Source organism: Micromonospora sp. NPDC005324, from assembly GCF_040607155.1.
In the GTDB taxonomy this organism is placed as follows: Bacteria; Actinomycetota; Actinomycetes; order Mycobacteriales; family Micromonosporaceae; genus Micromonospora; species Micromonospora trifolii.
On the sequence record NZ_JBEXGE010000048.1, the window covers coordinates 1 to 22423 of the forward strand.

A 22423-nucleotide genomic window follows, 5' to 3' on the forward strand; every position below is an offset into this window, starting at 1 on the left:
GATCCTCAGCACCGCATCAGCATCGGTCATGCCCCATGATCCCTCGATGTGACGTCACCTGACCAGACGATTCAAGATCGACAGGACAGGCCCTAGGCGCGGTTGCGTATCGGCGGGTGCCTACGCCAGCGAAGGAGGGCCGTTGTGCCTGCTCACGCCAGGGATGCCACCCCGAATCTCGCGCTGTACAACCTCCGCGACGCGGCGGGCGAGACTCAGCAGGACGTGGCGGATGGGTTGAACCGCCTAGGTGTGGCCCGCGGAAAAAGACTGGCAGTGACCGCCAATCAGGTCAGCAGGTGGGAGCGAGGGATCACGTATCCGTCCGCGCTCTACCGGCAGCTCCTTGCCGAGCACTTCGACGTCTCTGTGCAAGACCTTGGACTCACCAGGCAGCGCGTCACACCCCAGCAGCGCGACAGTCCCGAGAACGATTCCGGAGGTTTCGCGATCTACCAGGATCCGGTGTCTCACCCGCAGGCCGAGGGCAGCCAGGAAGAGTGGCGGGCGGTCCGGCGGAAGCTGAACATTCATCGGGTGCAGCTCGCCCGTGAGGCGGCACGCCTCTACGACGTGGAGCACCGCGTAGGTGACAGCGGCCTGATTGCGGCGCCGCAATGGTTGCCATCGACTCCGATCGAGTTGGCGCAGTTCGGAATCGGGCTCGCCCCGGAGGGAACCGTGCCCCTCGTCACCGGGACCGAGGACGCGGCGGCCGGCGTACGGCCGTTGGCGTCGGACGGGCGGCGACACCAGCGCTACAGCCTCGCCCTGCGGGATGTTGAACAGCCGCGGCTCTTTGAGAACCGGCTCGCGTGGCACCTCGCGGGAGTGGACTGGAGCCAGTCCGACAATGCGCTCACCTTCACCACCGGCACGTACTTTGGCGGCGTCGATGTGTCGGAAGCGCTCGCACACGAAATGGCCATGTACCACGTAGCCGGCGACGGGAGCGGCATCCTGCCAGCGTCCTGGCGACACCTGAGCTTCCGACGGCTCGTGGGCGACCCGTTCACGCCCAGCCGTCGACCGACAGCGCCGTCAACCGACACGCTCACCCTGCGGGTAGACGACGACGGAGCATCATTCGTGCTGCACAACCGCGCAGCCGGCAACGTCGCCGTAGCCGGGGGAATGCTGCACATCATGCCGGCGGGAGTGTTCCAGCCATCGAGCGTCCTGCCTGCCGCTCAGGTGGGGGACTTCGACCTGTGGCGCAACATGATGCGGGAGTACAGCGAGGAATTCCTCGGCAGTGCCGAGCACGGTGGCGACGGTGAACCGGCGGACTACAGTGCGGAACCGCTGGCGGCGTTCGGCCGGGCGTATGCGTCCGGTGGGGTGCGGGTGTTCTGCCTCGGTGTCGCGCTCGACGCACTCACCCTGTGGGGCGAGATTCTGACCGTCGCCGTGTACGACGGTCCCACCTATGACCACCTGTTCGCCGACATGGTCGACTCCAACGCTGAGGGAACCGTGGTCAAGACCGGGCGGGTACGGCCAACCTCGGCGTTGCCATTCACCCGGCACACCATCGACGAACTGACCGCCAGCGGGCGGCTGGCACCGGCGGCGGCCGGATGCCTCGAACTCGCGTGGGAACACCGCCGCACGATCCTGGGGAGAGGCTGACGTGCACGTACTGGTAACTGGTGGCCTGGGATTTCTCGGCCGCGCCGTAGCCCGCGACCTGCTTGCCGTCGGGCACCGGGTCACGGTCATGACCCGGGGTCGCGGTGACCGCACCGCACCGTCCGGCGTCCAGCTGGTGACGGGGGACATCCGGGACCGTGCGCGGGTCTTCGAGATCGTCCAGGGTGGCGGGTACGACGGATTCGTACACCTTGCGGCGTTGACCAGCGGGCGGGACTCGTTCGCTGACCCGCTGGGCTACTTCGACGTCAACACGACCGGCACCCTGAACCTACTCATGGCCCTAGAAACCGCGCGGACCACCACCGCGCCGGCCTCTCTGATCTTCGCCTCCACCAACATCGTCTACGGGTCACAGCATCACGGCGCACTGTCCGAAGACCTCGACCCGCACCCCGAGAGCCCATACGCGGCGTCGAAAGTCGCCGCTGAGCATATGGTCGCGGCGTATGCGGCGACCGGAGCGATCGGGGCGGTCACCCTCCGGCCCTTCAACATCGCCGGGGCCGTCGACGGCGTTACCGACACCGACCGCGCACGGATCATCCCGAACGTCTTTCGCGCGATCACCGGCGAGCTCGACCACGTAACCCTCAACGGCGACGGGGCGGCAGTGCGGGATTTTGTGCACGTGGCAGATGTTGCCGCAGCAGTTCGGCTCGCCTTGGCCGTCTGCACGCCAGGCGAGAGCAAGACCGTCAACCTTGGCTCAGGCATCGGAACGAGCATGGCCACCGTGGTGGCCACCGCCGAACAGATCACCGGCCACCCGGTGACCCTCCGCCGTCAGCCACCTCAGCCTGAGCCGCCGGAGTTGATTGCTGACGTCGGCCGCGCCCACACCGTTCTTGGCTGGACCCCGGCGAGATCCAAGCTGAGCGAGATCCTCGCGGATGCATGGGAGGCATGGCCGTTTGCCTAGCTCCTACTGGTGGGCTGCATCGCGGCACTGCCTATGCGGCTCGAATTCCCCTCGTCTGAGCCTCCGCACTTATCCCGAGCTCCTTGGCGATCTCCGACGGCGTAAAACCGTCAATTGTCCAAACCATAATTTCTCGCTGCAATGGTGGCAATCGACGCAACACCGCTACAAGGTCCATGGTCTCCTCCGAAACCTGGCTACCTAGCGGCGCAGAGTCGGCGAGATCATATTGCTCGTTGAGTGGGACTGTCGGCTGATTGGCCTTTGCGACTGCCCGAATGGCTACTGTACGCAGCCAGGTCCTCGGGTTATGAATTTGCTCCCAGCGCCGCCACGCTTCCACAAAGGCATGTTGAGCCGCATCGAATGCGTCTTGCGGTGCAGCGCCACGATAAATTAAAAATTTTACTAGTGGTAAGCGCTCCCGCTGATAGCATGCGGCGTACTCATTCGCCGTCATCGACTCTTGAAGAGCTGCGAACTCGTCTTGAACATCCCGGGATGCCGTTGTGCTGCGGACTTGCTTGCGCATCGCAGCCTCGAACATATTTCGCCAACTCTCGACTTGTGGATGTTTATTGAGAATTGCTTTCCGTTCACGTTCGGTCATCCCCCCCCACACGCCGAAATCAATGCGGTTGTCAAGGGCGTCCGCAAGGCATTCGTAGCGGACGGGGCAAGTGCGACATAGCTTCTTCGCTACGTTCTGCTCTCCGCCAAATGCCAGCATGGCGTTCGCCTCGGTGCTCTGACACGCGGCCATGCTCGGCCAGTCCTTGATCATCGCCATCGCTACCCCTCTCGGCGGCCTCTTATGGCTACCTCCACTGTGAGGCTGCCACCGTGCGAGTCAATCATCCGGCTTCCCGGAAGCAGGGCGCGAACGATCTCGCAACGGGCTTGGGCCTGGATCCGTCGACATCTCACCACTGCCCAGGTTCGTATAAGCGCAACCAAGACGGTAGTTCCCGCGCCAATCAGCACGGGCAGTGTCGTCCATACGTCACTCGACAAGACTCAACTCCTTCGTCACCTGGCCGCATGCGGTCCGGTCACTCAGTAGTGGTCCACCACAGCATCCAGCGTGACGGGCCCGCCGCAGAATTTTTTAGGGTGATTCGAGAAATTCCGAGGCATTTGGCAAGAATCGCCCGAAATGGCGGAAGGCCGGGTCGAGAATCCATGTTGCCTAGAGTGACCACATGCCACCGCTAGAGGCTGCAATGTGGGGTGCAATCGGCGGATTCGTCGTCGAGGGACTTCAGTTCGCGGCCGCGATCCGCCGCGTCGGCGGGTGGCCCTGGCGGTGGGCGAGCGAGCCCGGGCCGCTCCCGTACGTGGTTTCAGTGCTGATCCGAGTGGCAGCGGGTGCGGGCTTGGCGGCTGCCGCTGGTTCGTCGAGCCAGGTATCGACAGGGTTCGCCGCATTCATCCTCGGAGTAGCTGCCCCCTTGTCGTCGAAAAAATCTTGCAGGCTGCTGTCCATCAACGTTTGCCGGACCTTAATCAGGAGCAGGTAGCAACACCGACCACCGGCGCTGCCAGCACCCAGCCAAAACTGATCGAAGCAGGGGGCGGCGATGCGTCTCAATAAGATATTTCAGCAGTTGGTCGTCGCGTTGGGGCGGATAACACCCGCATTCGCCCCAGTCCCTAACGAATTCCCCAAGCAACGTCATGCCGGCGTGAAAGCATCCTCCGTCGCGCACGAACCCCCGAGGCCCCTTTCGACCGAGCGTATAGCGAACGCGTTAGATTTTCTTAATGTTTACTACCTATCTGACCGCGACGAACACCTTCTGGCCATGTGGGACCGTCACGCCGTTCTTTTTAAAGCCGAAGGCCCCGACTGTGAAATTTTGGTCTGTCGCGCAAAACCTTTTGCGACCATTCCCCGCGACTCGGGCGCCGAGGCTTTGAACGTGCTTAATGAGTGGAACCATACTCGTCGATTCATGAAAGCGTACCTCGGCGATCCAACAGAACGAGGACAGCTGCCCATCTATTGCGAGATACAGACCCCCCTCGGGGCAGGTATCCACGACGAGCTCCTGATCGAGCTAGTAGATGCTGCGGCAGCCGTAGCAACCTCCTTCGTCGAATTCCTTTACGACCAGGGAGTCTTGGCGGACGCCTTCTCGACCCGTAGATCCAGCGGTGATAAGACTAGCGACGGTTGAGGGCCTGTCATCCTTCCGTCGGGCTTGACACAAGACCGCTTCATCCGTGCGTCCACACTGCTGACGCTTATGCGACAAAACGCTTGACAGGCGGTGCCATCGCTTTACTATTGCGCGGCGGCGATGAGGGCAACGTGGGGGGATGATGGACACAGTAGCTATCCTCAAGATGCGACTTGAGAAGGCAAATATTCCGTTCACTACCAAGACGCTAGACATGGTGGGTCACGACGGTTCAAGACTTAAAAATGAATACCTCGTCGTCGAATTTGCTAACGGTCGGGGCCGGCGGAGCCATGTGGTGACTAGCAGCACCGCGGAGGTTCTGAATCGAACCGATTTCGAGGACTGGGTTTTCTTGGGTGAATATGCAGCCATCCTTGACAGGAAGACGGGCTACATAGAAGCCATCTTAAGGTCTTACACAGCACCCATAGATTCTTTGCTTAAGCGACTCACTCCTCTAGCGGACGAAAATCCGAACGACCAGAGCGGCGTAGATGCGGAAGCAGCGGCAGAAGAGGCGGCAGGCGAGAGCCAGCAGCCTCTTCGAGTCAAGTTCCCTTCGATATCAGCCCGACTGGAGGTGGAGATCGGCCCGGCGACTGATGTTTTGGCTCGGCTTGAGCGCGGATGGGTAGGGCGCGGCGGCCCCTTCACCTTGAAGATTAAGGCGAAAGGTGTTAGCCGACACGAGGACGCCCTAGTGCTACTCAAAGAGCTTTCCTCTGCGTTGTTTTTCGACTTGGATGTGACCCACGAAATGCCGCTAGCACTCGCCGTTAGTCGTACAGTGACGCAGATACGGGGGGACCGAGAGAAGGCTAGGGCGGTCCATATCCGAGCTCCGAGATTGCCCCGTACGAGATATTCACCTGAGGCTGCCTCGTTATATACGTACGGCAGGTCGGCCGCTGGTATGCCACTTCTGGAATTCCTCGCTTATTACCAAGTCATGGAGTTCTTTTTCTCTGTCTACTCGCGCCAAGAGTTGATGCAACGCGTTCGCCAAGAGCTCCTTGACCCGAGATTCGATCCCAACAGCGACTCAGATCTAGCACGGATGTTGGGAATACTAGGCGGTAGCAGCAAGAGTTTCCTTGCCGAGTCTGAGCAGCTCCGGGCAACTCTGCGGAGATGTGTTGATAATGAGGCTCTAAGCGCGTTCATCAAGGAAAGCAAGGTGATGGAAGACTTTCTCACAGGCAAACAAGAAATTGCCGGAGTGAAGCCGCTGAACTTCGGCAACAAAGAGCAAAAGGTGATCGATCAGGTAGCGGACCGCATTTATCAAATAAGATGTCGCATCGTGCACAGCAAGGAGGACGGAGGGCCGGATGGTGCCCAACTCCTGCTGCCCTTCGGAGACGAAGCGCGAAAGCTCACTCATTACATCGCCCTAGCGAGGTTCCTTGCGCAGAAGGTCCTCATAGCCGGCGCAAAACCGGCCCCTTGGATCTAGGGGACGCAGGGCGTCGGTCGTCGCACCCGGTCTCAGTTTCGGTCTCATTCGCTGGCGTACGGAGCTGTCCAAGCACGTTTCTGTGACCCCTTCCCGTCCTGCTAGCGGCCGTTGCTGACTGCTGGCGTACAGGCGCATGCAGACTTGGAAAGCGTGTTGGGTTTACACCCTCACGAGTTCGAATCTCGTATCCTCCGCTCGCTTGAGCAGCACGAACGACAGGGCCGGCCCCCACGGGGACCGGCCCTGGATCGTGTGTGCGGTGCCGCCGGTCTGGCATGCGCTGAGCTGGTACGCCATCGAACCCCTCCGCCGTCCACAGCCTGTGGATAGAACATGTGTACGACCGTCCCGGCAGGCGGTGTCGATTCGCTGACGTGACCGCCCGCTGGCGACAGGTCTCCTGCCGGACCCGCTGTAGCGTCCTGGTCATGGCCGACCAACTGACCGTTCCCGGTATGCCCTCCCCGCTCGTACCGTCGTCCCCAGAGCTCTGGCGGGTGGACGAGGCGACCGGCGCTGTGACGGTGTCGGCGCAGCCGCGTACGGATATCTTCATCGACCCGAGTAGCGACGGAGGCCAGGACGACGCGTCGAACCCCCAGCCCGTCCTCAACGCGGCGACGCTGCTCGGGGACCTGCCGCCGGAGGGGGACTTCCAGTTCAGCGCCAGGGTCACGGCGGCCTTCGCGTCGACCTTCGACGCCGGGGTGCTGCTGACGTGGCGCAACGAACGGTGTTGGGGCAAGTTGTGCTTCGAGTTCTCACCCGAGGCCGAGCCGATGATCGTGTCCGTCATCTGTCGGGGTGTTGCCGACGATGCGAACTCCTTCGTCGTGGCCGACCGGTCGGTGTGGCTGCGAGTCTCGCGAATCGGCCGGGTCTACGCCTACCACGCCTCGGTCGACGGCACGACCTGGCAGTTGATCCGCGTGTTCAGCTTCGACGGCGAGACGGCACACGACCGAATCGGCTTTGCCGGCCAGTCGCCGACCGGCGAAGGATGCAGCGTGACCTTCGACGAGATCAGCTTCCGGCCGGAGCGCCTCGCCGATCTTCGCGACGGCTCCTAAGGCTGAACCGTGTGTGCGGTGGCGTCAGCCCACCACCTGGACGTGCTCCGCGCCCTGCGCCGAGAACCACGCCTCCAACTCGGCGCCGCCGAGGGACCTTGTCGCTTCCTCGTCGACGAGGACCGGGCCGACGACAGCACCCTTCGCGCCCTCGAACTGGCAGCCGAACATCCTCGCGCCGGTCAGCACCGTCGGCATGCTCGTGCCGCCGAGCGTGCACCAGCGCAGGCTGGCCCGCTCAAGATTGGCGTCGCGCAGATCGGTCTTGTAGAGCTTGGCGGAATTGAGAATCGCGTGGCGGAGATCCGCCCCTTCCAGAACGGCGTCGTCGAGCTGCACCGCGAACAACCGAGCCGAGCGGAAAAATGCCTTTCCGGCCGAGCAACCGACCATTTCCGCCTTGGCCAGATCGGCGAAGGAGAAATCTGCGCCGTGCAACTCGGCGTTGGTCAGGTTGGCGTCGCCGAGGTTGGCCTCCCCGAATCGGACACCGACCAGATGAGAATTGGCAAGGTAAGCGCCGGTCAGGTCGAGACGGCTCAGGTCCGCGCCGCGAAAATCAAGAAAATCCCCCGACAGGTACGCCGTGGCCGAAGAGTCGGCGAACCACTCCTCCAGCGCTTCCCGCGCGTCGGGGCTGTCTGGCCAGCGAAGCACGTCGCCGCTGGCACGCTTGTATTTGCTCATTTGTCGAACACCACCTTGCCGTCCCACTCCGGTCGATCAGCGACCCGCGCCCTGAGATCGGCCAACGCACTCGGCGACAGGCTCCGGGTGTTGAGAATGACGTTCTGTCCACCAGCGACCTCGTCCGCGAGTTTCTGCTCGAACTCCTCGCCATCGTAGCGGCCCTTCATACCTTCGGGCATCGGCTCACCAGCCCGCCGCCCGGCGGGAAACACATCATTGGGGGACTTGACGTCCCAGTTATCCCCGTTGGAATCGAGGAACTCACCCTGGTCCTTCTGGAATGCGGGATCGGAGTTGTCGAGTTCGGCTCGGCGGATCGGCCCGGGGATCTTCCCGTCCGCCTCCGCCGCCAGCCCGACCTCGGCCTCGATCCGCGACTTCGCGCTGATGTTGCCGTTGTGGGCCGGGTCGGCCGCGAGTTCCTCCAGCCGCCGGTCGTACTCCGGGGTGCCGGGCTTGGGGGGCTGGTATCCGTCGTCGCCGCCGGACGGGCGGCCTGGCGGGTCGCCGGAGTCGCCGCCGGGCCGACCGAGCTTGAAATCCGCGTCGGCGAAGTCCTGCCCGCCGGTGACGCTCTCGGGCACCTCGCTGGAGCTGCGGTGCCGCTGCCCCGGGACGTCGCTGTCGCCGTCACCCGGACGCGACGTGGTTCCGCCGTCACCGTTTCCGCCGGGAGGCTTGGGTTTCGCCATCGTCGCCGCCCTAGCCGTTCAGCAGCTTGGACAGGTTGGTGAGGCTGGAGATCAGTGCCGCGACGTAGGTGAGGATCCGGCCGCCCCACTTGACCACGGCCGCCACGATCGACGCGGCGATCGCCGGGATGGTGACGACGATGTATCGGGACTTCACCACTGCCAGATGTCATGGGACTGAAGAGTTCGCGCTGAACGGAAACTGTCCAAGATCGGAGGGATTGCCCGGCCGACGGCACGCGCACGGCCGGTGTTCGCGCAAACGCCCGGCCGGTCCACGTCGGACCGGCCGGGCGTTGTCGAGCACTACTCAGAACAGCAGGCCACCACTCTGCGGCCCAGCGATCCGGAGACCGTAACGCTGGGGCCAGACGATCGCCGTCCGGTCGGACAGACCGCTCCACGTCTTGTTCTGCGGCACCAGCCCGCCGGCGGAGCCGTAAAACGGGTTGATGACCCCGGACGGATATCCGCCGAGGTCACCTTTCACCTCTTCACCGGGGGACGCCACGACGGCGTCGAGCCCGCTGGCGCGGCTGAGGTTCAGCAGGGCGACGGCGGTACCGAACTTGTCGCCGTTCTCGGACCCGTCCGGGACGGCCGAGTGGTTCTGGTCGAACGCCTGCGCACCGGCCCCCGTCAGCCCGGCGGCGGAGCCCTTGAGCAGGGTGATCATGCCGGCGTCGACCCGCGAGCCGATGTCCTCGCCGGGGGTACCGACCAGCACGTCCGCCTTGCCGTCACCGGTCACGTCGCCGACCGCCAGCACGCCACCGAAGCGGTCTTCATCCTCGGGGTTGTCCGGCACTCCGGCCGTACGCTGAGTGATGATCTGCACCGCGCTGCTGGACAGGCCGGCGGAGCGGCCGGCGAAGGCCGCGATGAGGCCACCGTTGAGGTGCGGGGTCTGCGCGCCGGGGGCCCCGACGACCACCTCGCCCAGCCCGTCGCCGTTCAGGTCGCCGATTGCCAGCGCATCGCCCAGGTACCAGGCGACGGTGCCGGTCCCATCGGTGGGTTCGATCGCCGCACCGGTGACCGAGGTGGCACCGGTGGATGACACACCACTCGCCGAGCCCCACATCAGGGTGACCATGCCGGTGCCGCCCCAGCTCGCGCCGTCATTTTCCCGAGGAGCGCCGATGACCAGATCCTGGTACCGGTTGTTGTCGACCTTCCCGATGGCGAGCGTGAAGCCGAACTGGTCGTTGCTCTCAGCCCCTCCGGGCACCGCTGCCTGGTCCTGCTGAAGGTGCTGAGCACCGGTGGCCGTGAGGCCGGCCGGCGCACCGAAGAGGACGGTGACCGCGCCGGCGATCGCCTTGCTTCCGATCGACTCTCCCCAGGCGCCGATGGCGAGATCGTCTCGGCCATCCCCGTTGATGTCACCGGCCGCGAGCGAACCCCCGAACTGGTCGAATTCCTCCGGGCTATCCGGAACACCCGGCGAGTCCTGGTTGAAGTGGATTGCCGAGTTGACCACCAGGCCGTTGTAGCTGCCCGGAATGACCCAGACCCCGCCGGCGTGTGTCTTGTTCCGGGGGTCCGGCTCATCAGGGTTGCCGATCGCCAGGTCGTCGTAGCGGTCGCCGTTGAAGTCCCCCGCCACGAGAGCCATGCCGAAGGCGACGGCGCCGCCGTCCCCCGGTATGACGCCCATGAGAAAGTCGACCTTTGCGGCTGAGGAGTACCGCACTGTGACAACGCCGGCCGGAACGAGCGGCAAGGTGTATTCGAATGGGTCGCCGGTGACCGCGATGTCGTCGATGCCGTCGCCGTCGAAGTCGGATTGGCCGACACCTGTGCCCCGCACCCGGGGCGTCGCCTTCGGAAAGGACTCCTCGTGGTGTTGGAGAACGACGCCGTCCCGGGTGATGGTCCGAACGCCTTCCGCAGCCTTTGCGGGGGCACTGATTGCCAGGCTGGCCAGAACAGTTGGGATTACTAGAAAGGATGCGCTTCGCTGCATAGATACCCCGTTTCGATGGGCGCCTGGACACCATAGGCAGCCGACTCGATCATCGAAATAAGACGAACGGGCAGTACGGGTGACGGACCATCGGTAGTGGGCAACTGAGCGCGGACGGCGGGTACCGTCCGGAGGCGACCGGCGGGCCTGGAACCGTCGTACACATGTTCTATCCACAGGCTGTGGACGGCGGAGGGCTCAATGGCTTACCAGCTCAGCGCGGTGGTCGCGGACGTTGAGCTGCTCCGCGAGCAGACCGCCGAGCTGGATCATGCGGTCCTCGGCGAGCTGCGCCAGGACTTCGCGTTGCTGCCGGTCACTCCGCAGTTGGTGATCGAACTGACCGGGTCGTTGCCGGATTTCGCGACGGACGACCGCAGCGCCGCGCGCCCGTTCGGCCTGGTGTTGTCGGCGGCGCTGGTCGAGGTGCTGACCCGCTGGTCACAGTCGGGGCCGGTGGCCTATGTGGAGGCGGAGTTCGGTGGTGGCGTCGGCTACCAGTCGGCAGCGGTGTGGTTGGGCGGGGCGCTGTCCTGGGGCCCGTGCTTCGACGACGAGTTGGGCGCGCCGCGCGAGCGGTGGCCGATCAACGGTGCGCTGAGTCAGCTCGGCGTGGAGCCCGGCACCTGGATCGACCCGTTCGCCGAACTGGGGTTGCACCTGGAGCGGAGCACCGAGGGTTGGCTGGCGCACGGGCGGCGTCGACTCAGCGCCGACTACTGGGACGAGCTGGTCGAACAGTGGGAAAACCAGTAATCCTGCGATCGGCAGCAACCTGAACGCCCCCGTTCCGTTGGGGACTGGGGGATTACATGAAATTGCGACAATTTGCGTTTATCGCCACGCTCTTGACGGCTGCCTCGATCGCGGGCAGCGGCGTACCGCCAACCGGGTCGATTCCGAACGGCCGGCCCGCCGGCAGCGTGGAGATCATCGACCTGAACGGCCTGCAGAACATCGAGTTCGGCGCCACCGAGGACGAGCTGACCCGACGCGGCATCCTGCGTACCAGCCTGGACGCCTGCGGGCCGATGCTCGCCGGCCACGACACGGTCAGCCCGGTCTTCGTGGAGGACAAACTCGTGCTGCTCTGGGTCGGCGACCCGATGCGGACACCGGAGGGCATAACGGCAGGCTCGCCCGTGGGCCAGGTCTGGGACCGCTACCCGGAGGTCAGTCGGCTACGTGCTCCACAGGGGACGCACCGCCTCGACGGGTTACTCGCCCGCAGCGGCGACCGCGCGTACCTGTTCCTGCACGACGGGCGCACGGTTCGACAAACCATCGCCGGGTACGCGGACTGGGCCCGCCGCCTCTTCGACGAGGGTGCGGGCCCGTGCTGACCGGCGCGGACTGGCCGACTCCGGCAGTCGCGCCCCGGACGCGGCGGCGAAACCGGCGCGGGCGAGCCGGTCGGCAAGTGCGCCTTCACCGCCCAGGCGGCTGGCGGCGAGGAACCCGGCGATGGGCGCGTTCTCGGTGGAGCAGCTGGTGCCGCCCTGGAAGCTGGGCTTGTTGATCCCCATCGCCTCGGTGAGGTCGGTCACCGAGGCACCTTCGTGCCCCTGACGCCAGAACACCTCGACCGCGCGCTCCAGCGCCTCGTCAGCGTCGAAGCCCCGTGGTCGCCCTCGCTGCGGCACAGTCCACCAACCCTTCCCGACTCATCCTACCGGCAGGAAAAACCGATCGGTACAGAAATTTGCGGACCCGGCCGACGGTTGCTACGGTCGGATACGTACCGCTCGTTACAGAATTCTTGAGGCCCGGCCGGCCGCACACGACCACACCCCAACAGAGGAGAACCATCGTGGGACAGCTCGACGGCAAGACCGCTCTCGTCACCGGGGGCACCACGGGCATCGGCCTGGCCACCGCCCGCCGCTTCGCGGCCGAAGGCGCGTACGTCTTCGTCACCGGCCGCCGCAAGGGCCCGGTGGACGAGGCCGTGGCCAGCATCGGCGCGAACGTCACCGGCATCGCCAGCGATGTCAGCAAGCTCGACGACCTGGACCGGGTCATGCGGGCGATCGAGGAGCGGGGCGCTGGGCTGGACGTGGTGTTCGCCAACGCCGGCGGTGGGGAGTTCCGTTCGCTCGACTCGATCACTGTCGAGCACGTGGCCAACACCTTCGACACCAACATCTACGGCACCATCTTCACGGTGCAGAAGGCCCTGCCCCTGCTCAACGAGGGCGCGTCGATCGTGCTCACCGGCTCGACGGCCGCCAGCAACGGCACCCCGGCGTTCAGCGTCTACGCCGCGTCCAAGGCGGCCATCCGCTCGTTCGGCCGCACCTGGGCCGCCGAGCTGATCGGCCGGAAGATCCGGGTCAACACCCTGGTGCCCGGCTCGACCGAAACCCCCGGGCTCGCCGGCCTCGCGCCCAGCCCCGCGGAGGCCCCCGGGTTGCTCCAGGCCATCGCCTCGGGCGTGCCCATGCAGCGCATGGCACACCCGGACGAGATCGCCAACGCGGCGCTCTTCCTCGCCTCCGACCAGAGCAGCTTCATGACCGGCGGCGAGCTGTTCGTCGACGGTGGCGAGCAGCAACTCTGACGCGAAAGCGCCCGGTCGATCCTCGCGGATCGACCGGGCGTTTCTGCATCTCAGAGCGGTGGCGGAGGGATTTGAACCCTCGGAGGGCGTTAACCCTCACACGCTTTCGAGGCGTGCTCCTTAGGCCGCTCGGACACGCCACCGCCGACGAGGGTACAGGACCGCTGGTTCCGACGCCGAACCGGTATCGCCCGGGCCGGCCTGGCAGGATCTTTGCCATGAGTACGCACATCGGCGCGAAGCCGGGCGAGATCGCCGAGCGGGTCCTGATGCCGGGTGACCCCCTGCGGGCCAAGTGGATCGCGGAGACCTACCTCGAGGGCGCCACCTGCTACTCGACGGTCCGGGGCATGCTGGGCTTCACGGGCCGCTGGAACGGCGTCGAGGTCTCCGTCCAGGGCTCCGGCATGGGCATGCCGTCAGCCTCCATCTACGCCCACGAGTTGATCAACGAGTACGGCGTGAAGACGCTGATCCGGGTCGGCTCCTGTGGTGCCCTCAGCACGGACCTGCAACTGCGGGACGTGGTGGCGGCGATCGGGTCGTCCACCGACTCGAACATGAACCGGATGCGCTTCGACGGGCTGATCGACTACGCCCCCGTGGCCGACTTCGGGCTGCTGCGTACATCGGTCGAGGTGGCCGAGCGGCGCGGCATCACCATGCACGTGGGGCCGATCCTGGCGGCGGACGCCTTCTACACCGACCGGCCGGACCTGTACGACACCCTCGCCGACTACGGCGTGCTGGCGGTCGAGATGGAGTCGGCGGCGCTCTACACGATCGCCGCCCGGTTCAAGGCCCGGGCGCTGACCGTGTTGACCGTGAGCGACCACATCAAGACCGGTGAGAAGACCACCTCGGAGGAGCGCGAGCAGACCTTCAGCCAGATGGTCGAGATCGCCCTCGACACGATCATCGCCTGACCTGTTCGGGCGGCAATACCGCGAAGAGCGTGATGACTCTGTGGCATCAATATGCCTCAGAGTCATCACGCTCTTCCGCATCAGGCCGCCAGGCCGCAGAAAGTCAGCCGGCGGCCAGCGCCTCTGTCGGCGCGAGGCGGGCGGCGCGTACCGCCGGGTAGAGGCCGGCGAAGCCGCCGATGACCACTGTCGCGCCCACCCCGCCGAGCATCGCCCAGGCCGGCACCACCGTCGGCCAGTCCTGCGACAACGCGTAGCCCGCTGTGACCAGGATGCCCAGCACCACCCCACCGATCCCGCCGAGCGCGGAGAGCAGCAGCGACTCGGTGAGGAACTGGGCCCGTACCTGACCGCGGGTGGCGCCGAGGGACCGGCGCAGGCCGATCTCGGCTCGGCGTTCCAGCACCGAGATCACCATGGTGTTCGCCACGCCGACCCCACCGACCAGCAGGGCGACCGCGCCCAGGCCCAGCAGCAGGCCGGTGAACGCGTCGTCGGTCGCCTGGGCGGCGGCCAGCGCGTCCGAGGGCCGGGACACCTCGACCTCGTTCGGCGCCTCCGGGTTGGTGGTCGCGCCGAGCACCGACCGGACCGCCTCGACCTGTGACTCCTGTGCCCGGGTGTAGACGGTGGTCGGGTGACCGTCGAAGCCCAGATATTCGGCCGCCGCAGCCCAGCCGATCAACGCCGACGTGTCCAACTCCGGGGCGAGCGGTGCGGCGGCGAGGGTGCCTACCACTGTGAACGGCCGCCCACCCAGCCACACCTGCACCTGCGGGTCCGCCGAGGTGATCCCGAGCCGCTGCGCGGCGGTGGCGCCGAGCACGACCGCCGGGTAGCGGGCGGTCGCCTCGTTGAGCCAGGTGCCGGTGGTCACCTCGGCTCCCACGGTGCCGAGCAGGTCCAGGCGGGCCGCCCGGGTGGCGATGCCACCGGTCTCCGCCGCCGGGATCCGGTCCGAGCGGTACACCTTCGCGTCGGGCACCTGCCCGGTCGCTGTCACCTCGGTCACCGGGCCGATCCGCCCGATCATCGCGATCGACTCCTCGGGCAGTTGCGCGTCAGCGCCGAACAGGGTGCTGCCCGGCTCGACGGTGAGCAGGTTGGTGCCGAGCGCGTCGAGCGCCCGGTCCAGCTCGGCCCGGGACGACGAGGAGATGCCGACCACCGCGATCATCGCGGCGATACCGATCGCGATGCCCAACGCGGAGAGGAACGCCCGCAGCGGACGGGTCCGCAGCCCCACCCCACCGACGCGCAGGACGTCCGCCGGACGCAGTCGGGCCGGGGTCAGCATCGCCATCAGCCGACCCCACCCGACGCGAGGGCCGAGTCGTGCCGCACCGCGCCGTCGCGCATCCGCACCTGCCGGGGCAGGCTTCCCGCGATCTCCCGGTCATGGGTGATCACCACGACGGTGGTGCCAGCGCGGTGCAGGTCGTGCAGCAACTCCAACACCCCGGCACCGGAGTGGGAGTCCAGGTTGCCGGTCGGCTCGTCGGCGAGCAGCACCGCCGGCTCGCCGACCACCGCGCGGGCCACTGCCACCCGCTGCCGTTCCCCGCCGGACAGCTCGTGCGGCCGGTGCCCCAACCGGTGGCCCAGGCCAACCCGGACCAACGCGGCCTCCGCCCGATCCCGCCGCCTCCGCAGAGGTACGCCGGAGTAGAGCAACCCGTCGGCCACGTTGTCCACGACCGGAACGCCGGGGGCGAGGTGAAACTGCTGAAACACGAAGCCGATGCGGGTGGCCCGCAACGCGGACAGCTCCCGGTCGGTCAGCTTCGCCGCGTCGTACCCGTCGATGAGGACGCTGCCCGTCGACGGCCGATCCAGGGTGCCGATCAGGTGCAGCATTGTCGACTTGCCCGATCCGGATGGGCCGACGATCGCGACCAACTCGCCGTGGCCGATCCGCAGCGACACGTCGTCCAACGCGACGACGCCACCGGCGTACCGCTTGCTGACCCGGTCGAGCACGATCACCTCGCCGCTCACGTCGGCACCACCACAGTCGTGCCCTCGGTGAGGCCCGCACCGGTGACCTCGACCCGGCCGTCGGCGAACAACCCGGTGGTCACCGCGAGGACCCGACTCGCGTCGCCCTCGGCGACCTGGACGCCGTAGCCGCCCTCGGCCAACGCCAACAGGGCCGCCACCGGCACGGTGAGCACGTCGCGGCGCTCCGAGACGGTGAAGGTGACATCCGCGCTGGCCTGGTCGAAGCCGGTGAGGGCCTTCGGGTCGGTCACCGCGACTGTCACCTCGATCTTCGTCTCGGCGTCGCCGGCCTGCCCGTCGGCGCCGGCCGCGCCGGCCTGGACGACCGTCTCGACAGTGCTGATCGTGCCCGCCACCGCCCCGCCGTCCGGCAGCCGCACGGTGACCTTCGCGTCGCGCTTGGCCAACCGCTGGTCGTCCATGTCCAGTTCGACGGTGACGACCCGGCTGGTGCCGGTGTACGTCAGCACCGCCTGGCCCGGCTGGGTGAGGTCGCCGACGTCGGCCTGGTGGCCCTCCACCCGGACCTCCCGGTCGGCGTACACGATCCGCCCCGGCTCGACCCGACCGGTCTCGGGCAGGCCCAGGTCCTCCTGCCAGTCCCGGACCGCATCCGCGGTGGCGCCGGTGAACTCGTCGTCGGCAGTGAAGCCGGTGTAGCCCAGCGCTTCGAGGTTCCGCTCGAACTGCGCGACATCGGGCCCCCCCACCCCTGGGGCGAGGGTCCGGTACGCGGGCAGCCCGCCGTAGAGCAGCACCACCTCCTCGTTGTCGACCAGGTAGAGCGGCTTGCCCCGCCGTACCGTCGACCCGACCGCCGCCAGCGCGGTGACGGTGCCGCTGAGCTTCGCCGTGGCGGTACGCGTCGTGCCGTACCCCAGTTCGCCGTCCGCGGTTTCCGAGTCGGCGAGGGTCTGCCGGGTGACAGCGGCGGTGGCGGGTGGCGCGCTGCCGGCCTGGGCGCGACCCCCGTCGGTGCCGCCGCCGAAGCCCACAGCGGCTACCACGCCCACGGCGGCGACCAGCAGGACGACGCCGCCGGTGACGGCGGCGCGCAGCCGCGAACGTCGGATGGCGCCGGTCACCGGCCACCTCCGAACTGTGGCGCGTGCTGGCGGCACTTCTCCAGCGCGGCCTTCATGGCCGGGTCGCCGATGTTGATCGCGTTGCCCCCCGTCCCGACCCGGACCCGCCCGTCGGCGTCCGGGTCCGGGAAGTCCGGCACCCCGTTCTCCCGCATGCACCTGGCCAGCGTGCGCATCTGCTCGGCCTGCTCGGGGTTGAGCTGCGGTCCCTGCCCGCCGTTGGGCAGCTTGTCCTGGCACTTCTCCATGGCCGCCTGGACCTTCTGCTGATCCACGTCCGCGCCGAACCGGAAGCCGGGACGCCCGCCCGGCTCCGGATCGGGCATGTCCACCCCGTTCTCCCGCATGCAGCGGGCGAAGGCGAGTTGCCGCTCCGAGTCACTGACCGGCGTGCCGCTCGCCGTGGCCTCGGCCTTCGCCCCACCGGCGGTCGCGACCCCGTCGCCGTCGTCGCCTGCCGCGCCGCATGCGGACAGCGCCAGGGCGAGCAGGACGGGGATCGCAAGCAATTGTCGTCGCATGGTGTCCGCTTCCGCTCAGGTCCGGCGCGGTTCGCCGAACGTGACACCCAGTGCACGGCAGCGGGCGTATCTCCGGCGTTACCGTCAGCGGTTATGCCGCCGTTACCGCACCCCGAGCACCATGGAGGGGTGAGAGTGCTGGTGGTCGAGGACGAGAACGTGCTGGCGGACGCCATCGCCGAGTGGCTGCGTCGGGAGTCGTTCGCTGTCGACGTGGCGTACGACGGGGACGCCGCGTTGGAGCGGCTCGGCGTCAACGAGTACGCAGTGGTGGTCCTGGACCGGGACCTGCCGGTGGTGCACGGCGACGACGTGTGCCGGGCGATCGTGGACGCGGGCGGGCAGACCCGGGTGCTGATGTTGACCGCGTCGGCGGCGGTCCGGGAACGGGTGGCGGGGTTGGCGCTCGGTGCCGACGACTACCTGACCAAGCCGTTCGCCCTGGTCGAGCTGTCGGCCCGGGTGCACGCGCTGACCCGCCGGTCCCGCCCGGCGGCGCCGCCGACGCTACGTCGCGCCGGCATCCAGCTCGACCCGGCCCGACACGAGGTACGCCGGGACGACCGGCACGTGGCGCTGTCCCGCAAGGAGTTCGCGGTGCTGGCCGAGCTGCTGCGCGCCGACGGCGCGGTGGTCTCCGCGGAGGACCTGCTGGAGCGCGCCTGGGACGAGCACATCGACCCGTTCACCAACGTGGTCCGGGTGACAGTCATGAAGCTGCGCCGCAAACTCGGCGACCCGCCGGTGATCGGGACGGTCCCCGGGGCGGGGTACCAGATCCGATGAAACGCCTCACGATCCGCGCCCGGCTCACCCTCATCTACGGCGGCCTCTTCCTGCTGGCCGGCGTGGTCCTGCTCGCCGTCACGTACGTGCTGGTGGATCAGCGGATGCCGCAGCCGTTCGGGGTGAAACTGCGCGACCTGCCGACGCCCACGACGACGCCCGGCTCGGGCAGTGGGCAGAACATCGAGACCCTGCGCAACCTGGTCGAGCAGGTGCAGGACGAGGCGAAGCGCAACGCGTTGGAGTCGCTGCTCACCCAGGGCGGCATCGCGTTGATCGTGGTGTCGGCGGTGGCGATCGCGTTCGGCTGGTTGCTCGCCGGCCGGGCGTTGCAGCCCCTGCACCAGATCACCGGCACGGCCCGCCGGATCGCCGGCGCGGACACCGCCGGCCGTGGTCTGCACGAGCGGATCGCGCTCACCGGCCCTCCCGACGAGGTACGCGAACTCGCCGACACCTTCGACGAGATGCTGGAACGGCTGGACCGTTCCTTCGACGGGCAGCGCCGGTTCGTGGCGAACGCCTCGCACGAGCTGCGTACCCCACTGGCTCTCAACCGCGCCCTGGTGGAGCTGGCGATCACCCGCCCGGACGCCTCGGCGGAGACCCGGCGACTGGGCGAGTCTCTGCTGGCGGTGAACGAACGCCATGAGCGGCTGATCGACGGTCTGCTGACCCTGGCCGACTCGGAGAACGAGCTGACCGAGCGTACGCCGGTCGACCTGGCCGAGGTCTGCGCGCACACGACCGATCAGGCCGGGAAGCAGGCACCCGGCGTGCCCGTTCGGCGGGCCCTGGCCTCGGCACCGACCAGCGGCGACCCGGTGCTGCTGGAGCGGCTCACGTTCAACCTGGTGGAGAACGCGTTGCGCCACAACCTGCCCGCCGACGGTTGGGTGGAGGTGCGCACCGGGCTGGTCGGCGGCCAGCCCACCCTCACCGTGACAAACACCGGCCCGGTCATCCCCGGCTACGACGTCGAGACGATGTTCCAGCCCTTCCGTCGGCTGTCGCGGGAGCGGGTCGTCGGCGCGCGGGGCTTCGGGCTGGGGCTGTCCATCGTCCGCGCCGTGGCCCGGGCCCACGGCGGCACCGCCGAGGCGCAGCCCCGCCCGGACGGCGGTCTGATCGTCACCGTCACACTGCCGCCGGCCTGACCGGCGGCCCGGCCTCAGCGGAAGAACGCGCGCAGGACGGTGGCGGTCTCGGCCTCCAGCACCCCGCCGTAGACCTCGGGGCGGTGGTTGAGCCGACGGTCCCGCAGCACGTCCCAGAGCGATCCGGCCGCGCCGGTCTTGGGTTCCCAGGCGCCGAACACGACTGTGGAGACCCGTGCCAGCACCAGCGCCCCGGCGCACATGGTGCACGGTTCGAGGGTGACCACCAGGGTGCAGCCGTCCAGCCGCCAGCGGCCGGTGCGCTCGGCGCCCCGGCGCAGGGCCAGCACCTCGGCGTGAGCGGTGGGGTCGCCGGTCAGCTCGCGCTCGTTGCGCCCGGTGGCCAACTCGATGCCGTCCGGCCCGTAGAGCACCGCCCCCACCGGCACGTCGTCGACGTCGGTGCTGACCGCGTCGTCGACCTGCGGACCGGCGACGGCGACCTCCAGGGCGCGGCGCATCCACAGCTCGTGCCGCTGTCGTCGGCCGACCTCGCCCAGGTCGGCCAAGCCCTCGTGGGCGCCGGGCCCGGCGCGGCCCACCGCGCCGGGGGTCGGCTGGCCCGGTCGGATCGACTCCAACGACGGATCGGTGGCGTCGGCCGGCTCAGACCTCACGCAGCTCCTCGACCTCGTCGGCGCAGCCGAGCACCTGGCAGATCTCGACGGTGACGTCCGCCGGCATCATCCCCTCGTGGGTGCAGAGGGTCAGCAGCTTCTGCGCGGAGATGCCCAGGTTGGCCAGCAGGTCGGCGTCACCGACCGGGTCGGCCTCCGGGTCGACGACGGGCTGCTCGCTCTCCTCGTCACCGGTGCTCACCGGGCGTGGTTCGTCGTCACCGTCGAGCCCGGTGACCGAGGTCTTCAGGTCACCGACCAGCAGCGACCCGAGCTGCGACTCCTCGGCGTACGCGGAGTCCGAACCGAACACCCGCAGGTCCTCGCCCTCGTCGAGGCGCAGGATCACCAGGTACGCGTCGTCGGCCTCGACGAAGAGCAGCGACACGTCGGCCTCCTGGTCGACGTCACGCAGCCGGTCGGCAACCTCGTCGATGTCGGTGGCGCCCCGCAGGCTGACCTCGGCGGCGGTCCAGCCACTGTCGTCGCGCACCACGGCCGCAGCGAAGTACGACACGGTCCCCCCAATAGCCCTCGACACAGCGTCGACTCGTTACGCGTGCACGTTAGCCGGTCGGGTCGGCAGGCGACCCGTCAACGCCCCGAAGGGCGGGTCATTCCTGACAAAGTCGGATCAGCCGACGACTCGACGGCGGGTGGCGATGAGCTGGCGCAGACGCTCGGTGCGCTGCCGCTGCGGTCGGCTGCGCTGGCGGACCGCCCGGGCGCCCGCCAACTCGGCCAGCAACTGCAGGCGACGGCGACTGCGATCGGGATCCTGCCGGGGAGTGGTCCAGGCCATGGTCCCGAGCGTGCCGAGTCTCGGCGGCCACGTCAAGACGGCGTTCGCTACGCAGCCAACCGGGCACACGGTGCAGTCACCGAGCGCCGTTTCGGGGCTCCTCCGTGCCGGTCACCACAGCGGCCAGTCACCACTGGTTGCCCAGCGGACCGCCACCACGGCCGCGGCGATGCTCCAGCCACCCGCCGTGACGATGGCGACCCCGGTGGCCACCCCTCGGTCGCCGTGGCGCACCAGCACCAGGGCGGTGACCCAGGCCAGCAGGCCGGCGATCACCGTCCACCACGCGTAGCTGGCCACGTCGGTGCCGAGCAGGCCGAACAGCAGCAGCCAACCGGCCGCCACGCCGCCGCCGACGGCGACACCACCGCCGGTGACCGGGTGGGGCTCGCGGTAGGTGGGCCGGGTCGGTGGCCCGGAGGGGAAGAGACCCGACGGGGTGCGCGGCACCGGGCGGACGGCGCCGAAACCCGGGCCAGGGTCGGGTCCGGCAATGGTCACCGTCGCTGCCCTCCCTCACGCGTGCCGCTCGTGCCCACGGTACCGGCTCTGCCAGGATGACCGGATGTCCTCGCCGACGATCAGCCGCCGCGCTCATCCGGCGTACCCGATCCTGCTGCTGCTCGCCCCGGTGCTGGCCGCCGGCTGCGCGACCACCCGGCCGGGGGTGCCCGACGGCGCCGCGCCAACACCGCCGGCGGTCTGGGCGACCGCCGAGCAGCCGGCGTCGCAGCCGCCCACGCCGACGGCGACCGGCCCCAGCGCCCCGGCGCCGTCGTCGGCCAGGCCGTCGGCGACGGCACCCCGCACCGGGCTGCAGCATGTCTTTCCGGTACGCGCCGACGACGTCGACTACCACCCGACGCACGGGGCGTACCCGGCGACGGACCTCTTCGCCGACTGCGGCGAGCCGTTCGTGGCGGTGACCGACGGGACGGTGCTGGAGGTGAGTCGCGTCGACAGGTACCGCAAGCGTGGGCCACAGGGCCCTGACAACGGCGGCCTGTCGGTCGCCCTGCTCGGCGACGACGGGGTGCGCTACTACGGCTCGCACCTGAGCGTCGTGAGCAGCGGCGTCGACGCCGGTGTGCGGGTCCGCGCCGGGCAGCAGCTCGGCAGGGTGGGCCGCACCGGCAACGCGAACAACGTGTGTCATGTGCACTTCGGCATCTCGCCGTCGTGCGCGGGCACTGACGGTTGGTGGATCCGGCGCGGGGTGATCTGGCCGGCGCGTTACCTGGACTCCTGGCGGGGCGGTGGCAACCGGGAACCGGCCGCCGAGGTCACCGCGTGGCAACGCCGACACGGCTGCCCGAAGGCGCCCTGA

At 68.0% G+C, this 22423-nt stretch carries 25 protein-coding genes, 1 tRNA gene and 1 pseudogene; 12 read left to right on the forward strand and 15 right to left on the reverse strand.

What is annotated here, in order from left to right:
- The first annotated feature begins 144 nt into the window (after positions 1–144).
- Together ABZS40_RS32360 and ABZS40_RS32365 are read left to right on the forward strand one after the other, a co-directional pair.
- Positions 145–1632, forward strand: a complete 1488-nt coding sequence (locus tag ABZS40_RS32360; protein ID WP_354947898.1) for a helix-turn-helix transcriptional regulator — start codon at positions 145–147, stop codon at positions 1630–1632.
- 1 nt (position 1633) lies between these two features.
- The gene (locus ABZS40_RS32365) at positions 1634–2575 is read left to right on the forward strand and encodes an NAD-dependent epimerase/dehydratase family protein (RefSeq protein ID WP_354947900.1); all 942 of its coding nucleotides are present in this window, start codon (positions 1634–1636) and stop codon (positions 2573–2575) included.
- Between the two features lie 31 nt (positions 2576–2606).
- Here ABZS40_RS32365 and ABZS40_RS32370 read toward each other — a convergent pair whose 3' ends face one another.
- The gene (locus ABZS40_RS32370; RefSeq protein WP_354947954.1) at positions 2607–3122 is read right to left on the reverse strand and encodes a sigma-70 family RNA polymerase sigma factor; all 516 of its coding nucleotides are present in this window, start codon (positions 3120–3122) and stop codon (positions 2607–2609) included.
- A pseudogene (locus ABZS40_RS32375) lies at positions 3099–3365 on the reverse strand (WhiB family transcriptional regulator); the annotation flags it as partial. The pseudogene ABZS40_RS32375 and the gene ABZS40_RS32370, both read right to left, overlap by 24 nt.
- Before the next feature lie 790 nt (positions 3366–4155).
- On the opposite strand from ABZS40_RS32375, the gene ABZS40_RS32380 reads away from it, so the two are divergent.
- From ABZS40_RS32380 to ABZS40_RS32390, 3 genes are all read left to right on the forward strand, one after another.
- Complete coding sequence (locus ABZS40_RS32380) at positions 4156–4755, forward strand: YbjN domain-containing protein (protein ID WP_354947902.1); 600 nt, start codon at positions 4156–4158, stop codon at positions 4753–4755.
- 142 nt (positions 4756–4897) lie between these two features.
- Positions 4898–6217 (forward strand): hypothetical protein, encoded by a 1320-nt coding sequence (locus tag ABZS40_RS32385; RefSeq protein WP_354947904.1) that lies wholly within the window; start codon positions 4898–4900, stop codon positions 6215–6217.
- Positions 6218–6648: 431 nt separating this feature from the next.
- Positions 6649–7290, forward strand: coding sequence for a DUF1349 domain-containing protein (locus tag ABZS40_RS32390; RefSeq protein WP_354947906.1), 642 nt, complete (start codon positions 6649–6651; stop codon positions 7288–7290).
- A 24-nt stretch (positions 7291–7314) separates the two neighbouring features.
- Here the strand turns inward: ABZS40_RS32390 and ABZS40_RS32395 are convergent, their stop codons facing one another.
- From ABZS40_RS32395 to ABZS40_RS32410, 4 genes are all read right to left on the reverse strand, one after another.
- Positions 7315–7977 (reverse strand): pentapeptide repeat-containing protein, encoded by a 663-nt coding sequence (locus ABZS40_RS32395; RefSeq protein WP_354947908.1) that lies wholly within the window; start codon positions 7975–7977, stop codon positions 7315–7317.
- Complete coding sequence (locus ABZS40_RS32400) at positions 7974–8672, reverse strand: hypothetical protein (RefSeq protein ID WP_354947909.1); 699 nt, start codon at positions 8670–8672, stop codon at positions 7974–7976. Before ABZS40_RS32400 ends, ABZS40_RS32395 begins: the two co-directional genes overlap by 4 nt.
- 10 nt (positions 8673–8682) lie before the next feature.
- On the reverse strand, positions 8683–8832 hold the full coding sequence (locus ABZS40_RS32405) for a hypothetical protein (RefSeq protein ID WP_354947911.1): 150 nt from the start codon (positions 8830–8832) through the stop codon (positions 8683–8685).
- Between the two features lie 150 nt (positions 8833–8982).
- Positions 8983–10485 carry a hypothetical protein gene (locus tag ABZS40_RS32410; protein WP_354947913.1) on the reverse strand — a complete coding sequence of 501 codons (1503 nt, stop codon included), beginning with the start codon at positions 10483–10485 and terminating at the stop codon, positions 8983–8985.
- A gap of 357 nt (positions 10486–10842) precedes the next feature.
- Between ABZS40_RS32410 and ABZS40_RS32415 the strand changes: the two genes are divergently transcribed.
- The 3 genes from ABZS40_RS32415 to ABZS40_RS32425 all read left to right on the forward strand — a co-directional run bounded on the left by ABZS40_RS32415 (position 10843) and on the right by ABZS40_RS32425 (position 13201).
- Positions 10843–11397, forward strand: a complete 555-nt coding sequence (locus ABZS40_RS32415) for a hypothetical protein (protein WP_354947915.1) — start codon at positions 10843–10845, stop codon at positions 11395–11397.
- 56 nt (positions 11398–11453) lie between these two features.
- A complete protein-coding gene (locus tag ABZS40_RS32420) occupies positions 11454–11984 on the forward strand; it encodes a hypothetical protein (RefSeq protein WP_354947917.1) in 531 nt (176 codons plus the stop codon).
- A gap of 467 nt (positions 11985–12451) precedes the next feature.
- Complete coding sequence (locus ABZS40_RS32425) at positions 12452–13201, forward strand: SDR family oxidoreductase (RefSeq protein ID WP_354947919.1); 750 nt, start codon at positions 12452–12454, stop codon at positions 13199–13201.
- Positions 13202–13257: 56 nt separating this feature from the next.
- Here the strand turns inward: ABZS40_RS32425 and ABZS40_RS32430 are convergent.
- A tRNA-Ser gene (locus tag ABZS40_RS32430) sits at positions 13258–13344 on the reverse strand.
- 75 nt (positions 13345–13419) lie between these two features.
- Here ABZS40_RS32430 and deoD point away from each other — a divergent pair.
- Complete coding sequence (gene deoD / locus ABZS40_RS32435) at positions 13420–14127, forward strand: purine-nucleoside phosphorylase (RefSeq protein WP_074315244.1); 708 nt, start codon at positions 13420–13422, stop codon at positions 14125–14127.
- A 103-nt stretch (positions 14128–14230) separates the two neighbouring features.
- Here the strand turns inward: deoD and ABZS40_RS32440 are convergent, their stop codons facing one another.
- From ABZS40_RS32440 to ABZS40_RS32455, 4 genes are read right to left on the reverse strand one after another with little or no spacing between them, the layout of a single operon-like run.
- The gene (locus tag ABZS40_RS32440; protein WP_354947921.1) at positions 14231–15430 is read right to left on the reverse strand and encodes an ABC transporter permease; all 1200 of its coding nucleotides are present in this window, start codon (positions 15428–15430) and stop codon (positions 14231–14233) included.
- Positions 15430–16113 carry an ABC transporter ATP-binding protein gene (locus ABZS40_RS32445; RefSeq protein WP_354947956.1) on the reverse strand — a complete coding sequence of 228 codons (684 nt, stop codon included), beginning with the start codon at positions 16111–16113 and terminating at the stop codon, positions 15430–15432. The genes ABZS40_RS32440 and ABZS40_RS32445 overlap by 1 nt, the downstream gene beginning before the upstream one ends.
- Positions 16114–16121: 8 nt before the next feature.
- Entirely contained in the window at positions 16122–17213 is a 1092-nt protein-coding gene (locus ABZS40_RS32450; protein WP_354947923.1) for a peptidoglycan-binding domain-containing protein, read from the reverse strand.
- Entirely contained in the window at positions 17210–17734 is a 525-nt protein-coding gene (locus ABZS40_RS32455; RefSeq protein ID WP_354947925.1) for a hypothetical protein, read from the reverse strand. Before ABZS40_RS32455 ends, ABZS40_RS32450 begins: the two co-directional genes overlap by 4 nt.
- 129 nt (positions 17735–17863) lie before the next feature.
- Here ABZS40_RS32455 and ABZS40_RS32460 point away from each other — a divergent pair, with 129 nt between their 5' ends.
- Together ABZS40_RS32460 and ABZS40_RS32465 are read left to right on the forward strand one after the other, a co-directional pair.
- The gene (locus ABZS40_RS32460) at positions 17864–18520 is read left to right on the forward strand and encodes a response regulator transcription factor (RefSeq protein WP_354947926.1); all 657 of its coding nucleotides are present in this window, start codon (positions 17864–17866) and stop codon (positions 18518–18520) included.
- Positions 18517–19677, forward strand: coding sequence for a HAMP domain-containing sensor histidine kinase (locus ABZS40_RS32465; protein ID WP_354947928.1), 1161 nt, complete (start codon positions 18517–18519; stop codon positions 19675–19677). Before ABZS40_RS32460 ends, ABZS40_RS32465 begins: the two co-directional genes overlap by 4 nt.
- Positions 19678–19691: 14 nt before the next feature.
- Here ABZS40_RS32465 and ABZS40_RS32470 read toward each other — a convergent pair whose 3' ends face one another.
- The 4 genes from ABZS40_RS32470 to ABZS40_RS32485 form a co-directional block, all read right to left on the reverse strand.
- Entirely contained in the window at positions 19692–20138 is a 447-nt protein-coding gene (locus ABZS40_RS32470; RefSeq protein WP_354947958.1) for a nucleoside deaminase, read from the reverse strand.
- Between the two features lie 145 nt (positions 20139–20283).
- A complete protein-coding gene (locus tag ABZS40_RS32475) occupies positions 20284–20811 on the reverse strand; it encodes a tRNA adenosine deaminase-associated protein (protein WP_238684860.1) in 528 nt (175 codons plus the stop codon).
- A gap of 117 nt (positions 20812–20928) precedes the next feature.
- Positions 20929–21096: a hypothetical protein gene (locus ABZS40_RS32480; protein WP_167493094.1), complete on the reverse strand. Its 168-nt coding sequence runs from the start codon at positions 21094–21096 to the stop codon at positions 20929–20931.
- A gap of 111 nt (positions 21097–21207) precedes the next feature.
- The gene (locus tag ABZS40_RS32485; protein WP_354947930.1) at positions 21208–21597 is read right to left on the reverse strand and encodes a hypothetical protein; all 390 of its coding nucleotides are present in this window, start codon (positions 21595–21597) and stop codon (positions 21208–21210) included.
- Between the two features lie 64 nt (positions 21598–21661).
- On the opposite strand from ABZS40_RS32485, the gene ABZS40_RS32490 reads away from it, so the two are divergent.
- Positions 21662–22423, forward strand: coding sequence for a peptidoglycan DD-metalloendopeptidase family protein (locus ABZS40_RS32490; protein WP_354947932.1), 762 nt, complete (start codon positions 21662–21664; stop codon positions 22421–22423).